The organism is Prevotella sp. P5-92 (assembly GCF_002251245.1).
GTDB lineage: Bacteria > Bacteroidota > Bacteroidia > Bacteroidales > Bacteroidaceae > Prevotella.
Genome location: NZ_NPJG01000080.1, coordinates 1 through 675, shown reverse-complemented (window position 1 = coordinate 675; position 675 = coordinate 1). Strand labels below are relative to the sequence as shown.

Annotated in this window: 1 protein-coding gene and 1 pseudogene; both read right to left on the bottom strand. The window is 47.9% G+C overall.

All coding sequences use genetic code 11. The features are described 5' to 3' along the window. Nucleotides 1–284 (bottom strand): DUF5675 family protein (locus CIK99_RS08390; protein WP_094381081.1); only part of this gene is annotated, 284 nt, incomplete at its 3' end. Nucleotides 285–320: 36 nt separating this feature from the next. After that, a pseudogene (locus CIK99_RS15360) lies at nucleotides 321–675 on the bottom strand (hypothetical protein); the annotation flags it as partial.

The following is a 675-nucleotide window of genomic DNA, read 5'->3' as shown; positions in this document are numbered from 1 at the left end:
ATGCAGCCGCGGGTGTCTTCCAGCGAGTTGCCTGGATGGATCATGATGCCCGTGAAATGGGGTACGTTCTCAAGGAACGGCATCTTGCGTTTAAACTTGTTCGACCATCGCATCGAGAGCACGTAGCTGCCGCAAGGGATGGCGGTTTTACCCGCCACCTTTTTCTCCTTGCTCCAGTCTATCGAACGTAGTTCTAACGTATCCGCCATCACCTTTCCGTCTATCGCCAACTCGCCTATCGTGCGGTCGTGCGACTTAATCTTGCGTCTTATTGTTATTTTCATTGTGCATTACTTTAAAATCATACTGTTTTTGTGTTGTTATGTTTTTGTTTTTCTACTAAGATTCTTTATTATTCCGTTTATATCGTCAAAATCGACCAACCTTCTAGTTCTCCACGTGAAAAGCTGCGCCTTGGCGCTTTGCATGTCGCCCGACTTACCCAATCGTTTTCTCACCAGTATCAGGTCTTCGATTTTAAACTCCTTCTGCAATAGCATAAGCATATTCATCGGACCTTTCTTGTTCGTCGCCTTTTCCTCGTCGTTAAACGCCTCGTCGAGCATCGGTCCGAAGATGCGCATCTTCACCCAGAGGTCGTAGCGCAGCGACCATTCCACATACTGCTGAATCTCGTCGGTCCACGTCTCGTCGTTCATTGCGTAGAGCAGCATG